General features: G+C 67.0%; 3 protein-coding genes and 1 pseudogene. 2 read left to right on the forward strand and 2 right to left on the reverse strand.

Annotated features, from left to right (window positions below):
- A pseudogene (locus tag WAW85_RS04715) lies at nt 1-241 on the forward strand (type VII secretion-associated serine protease mycosin); the annotation flags it as partial.
- Between the two features lie 58 nt (nt 242-299).
- Here the strand turns inward: WAW85_RS04715 and WAW85_RS04720 are convergent.
- Together WAW85_RS04720 and WAW85_RS04725 are read right to left on the reverse strand one after the other, a co-directional pair.
- A complete protein-coding gene (locus WAW85_RS04720; protein WP_422558491.1) occupies nt 300-1,712 on the reverse strand; it encodes a M1 family metallopeptidase in 1,413 nt (470 codons plus the stop codon).
- A complete protein-coding gene (locus WAW85_RS04725; RefSeq protein WP_422558492.1) occupies nt 1,713-2,669 on the reverse strand; it encodes a 4-hydroxy-3-methylbut-2-enyl diphosphate reductase in 957 nt (318 codons plus the stop codon).
- A gap of 34 nt (nt 2,670-2,703) precedes the next feature.
- Between WAW85_RS04725 and WAW85_RS04730 the strand changes: the two genes are divergently transcribed.
- The coding region (locus WAW85_RS04730) for a lipid droplet-associated protein (protein ID WP_422558493.1) at nt 2,704-3,029 on the forward strand (326 nt) is incomplete at its 3' end.

A 3,029-nucleotide genomic window follows, 5' to 3' on the forward strand; every position in this document is an offset into this window, starting at 1 on the left:
CGGCGGACCGGCCCCGGACTTCTCCGTCGGCTACGGCATCGTCGACCCCGTCGCGGCCCTCACCGCGGATCTGACCGAGATCGCGAACCTCCCCGACCCGCACGCGACCACCCACCTCGCCGCCCCGGCGCCCCGCCGAACCGACCGTGGGCCGCTGATCGCCGTCGCCGCCGTCAGCGCCCTCGGTGCTGCCGTCGTCGCCGTCGTCTTCGTGCTCACCGCTCAGCGGAAACGGCAGTGATAGCCAGCGCGCTCCGGCCGGTAGCACTCGACGTTCGGCCCACGCTCGAACGCTTGAGTTAATTGCCGCTCTCTGGAGCGGAGATCGTCGAGCGGCCCCTCGCGTCGGCAACCTCGTCGCGCGCCTGCGGCAGCGGCGGCAGCGCGGCGGTGTACAACCAGTCCGTCCACAACGGCTGTAGCGAGTCAGCCGAGTAGGTCTGCGCCAATGCGGTGAAGTCGTCGGTGGTGACGCTGGCGTGCCGGTAGTCCCGCAGCCACTGGCGGAGCAGCGCGAAGAACTTCTCGTCGCCCAGTTCCAGGTGCAGCGCGTACACGGTCAGTGCGCCGCGCTTGTAGACCCAGTCGTCAAACATGTGCTTCACCCCGGGATCGGCGAGGGTCGTCTCCCCTACGGTGCCGCTGAGCTTCGCGTAGTAGTACTGCGACCACTCGCGTCGCGTCCGGCCACCGGAACGCTCCGTCCACAGCCATTCGGCATAGCAGGCGAAACCCTCGTGCAACCAGATGTGCCGCCATTGCGTCAGCGTGATCGAGTTACCGAACCACTGGTGTGCCAGCTCGTGCGCCATCAGCCGCTCGGACCGATCGGTCTGCTCACACAAGTTCGCGCCGAAGACTGACATCGCCATCGCCTCGACCGGGATGTCGAAATGCTCGTCGACCACCACCACCGTGTACGAGTCGAACGGGTACGGTCCGAACATCTCGATGAAAGCGTCCAGGATCTCCACTTGGCGGCCGAATCCGCGCTCGGCGGCGTCCGGCCCCTGCGCCGGCAGCACCGCGTCCACCGGCACCGGCACCCGGGTCAGCTCCTGTACCCGGTACTCGCCGATCTGGATCGACATCAGATACGGGGGCGTCGGGGCGGGTTGCTCGTACACCCAGCGCGTCTGACCGTCGACGGTGGTGGACGAGGTCAGCTGCCCGCCGGTCTGCACGTGATAGTCGGCGTCGGCAGTCAGCGTGATCCGATACGTCGCCTTATTGCTCGGATGGTCGTTGCACGGGAACCACGACGGCGCGCCGTTCGGCTGGTTGGCGCAGCACACCCCGTCCGAGGTCTGGTCCCAGCCGATCTCGCCCCACGGACCCCGAACCGGGCGCGGCCACCCCTCATACGCCACCACAATGCTGGCCTTTTTACCCGGTGTCAGCGCTGTAGCCAGCGTAATCTCCAGCTTGTGCGGATCACGCTGGGCGACGTCGGCCGCCGCGTGACCGTCGACCGTCACGTCGGTGACGTCCAGGTACGTGGAGAAATCGAGGATCAGCACCTCGATCGCGTCGGTCGCCCGCACCGTCAGGGTCGCCGTCGCGGCGAGCTCATTCGAGTCGATGTCGTAGTCGAGCACTAGATCGTAGTGCTCCACCCGATAGCCGTGATTGCCACTGACCGGCAGATACGGGTCCACCGGCGGCCCGTCGGCGGGGTGCCGGGCTGGCGGGTGGAAGAAGCGGCGGAACACTTACGACGACGTGGTGCGCGCCGGCCGGAGTTCGCGCGGCAGCGCGAAGGTGAGCGTCTCCTCGGCGGTGGTCACCGTGTCGACATCGGTGTAGCCGTGCTCGGCGAGCAGATCCAGCACCCCGGTCACCAGGATCTCCGGCACCGAGGCACCGGAGGTGACACCGACGGTATTCACCCCGTCGAGCCAGGCGGTATCGATCTCCCGTGCGTAATCGACCAAGTACGACGCCTGCGCGCCGTTCTGCAGGGCTACCTCCACCAACCGGACCGAGTTCGACGAGTTCTGCGAGCCGACGACGATCACCAGATCGCAGTCCGGCGCCATCGCCTTCACCGCACCCTGCCGGTTCTGCGTGGCGTAGCAGATATCGTCCGACGGCGGGTCGTTGAGCAGCGGGAACCGCTTACGAAGCCGATTGACCGTCTCCATCGTCTCGTCCACCGACAGCGTGGTCTGCGAGAGCCACACCAGCTTGGACTCGTCGCGCACCTGCACGTCGTCGACGTGTTCGGGGCCGTCGACAAGCTGGATGTGCTCGGGCGCCTCACCGGCGGTGCCCTCGACTTCCTCGTGACCTTCGTGGCCGATCAGCAGGATGTCGTAGTCGTCGCGGGCGAAGCGCTTGGCCTCCTGATGCACCTTGGTGACCAGCGGGCACGTCGCGTCGATGGTGCGGAGCTGACGCTGCTCGGCGGTGGCATGCACCTCCGGGGAGACGCCGTGCGCCGAGAAAACCACCAGCGCCCCTTCGGGCACCTCGTCGGTTTCGCTGACGAAGATCGCGCCGCGTTCGGCGAGAGTGTCGACGACATGCCGGTTGTGCACGATCTCTTTGCGGACGTATACCGGGGCGCCATGTTTGTCGAGGGCACGCTCGACGGTTTCGACCGCCCGATCGACGCCCGCACAGTACCCGCGGGGCGAGGCGAGTAGGACACGCTTGCTATGGGCCATATCTCCCAGGGTACGGGTGTGGCAAAGTAAAAGCATGAGACGTCCTCCGTATCCCGCTCGTGTGGCCGCCGGCGTGCTGGTGACCACCCTCGACGAGACCAAACGGCTGCCGACCCGGATCCTCACGTTCCCGATGTCCGCTGTGAGCCGCAGTCTGCAGGCCGGTATGCGATTACAGCAGAACATCGCCGAAATGGCCATCAAGGGTGACGAATTCTTTGCCCCCTGGTGCGAGCCGACCGAAGAGCAGCCCGAATGGGCCCGCTTCGACGAAGACGAGACAGTCATCACCATCCCCGAGACCGTCACGGCCCCCGCCGCGAAGGCCCCCGCCGCGAAGGCCCCCGCCGCGAAGGCCCC

The organism is Gordonia sp. (in: high G+C Gram-positive bacteria) (assembly GCF_049299075.1).
In the GTDB taxonomy this organism is placed as follows: domain Bacteria; phylum Actinomycetota; class Actinomycetes; order Mycobacteriales; family Mycobacteriaceae; genus Gordonia.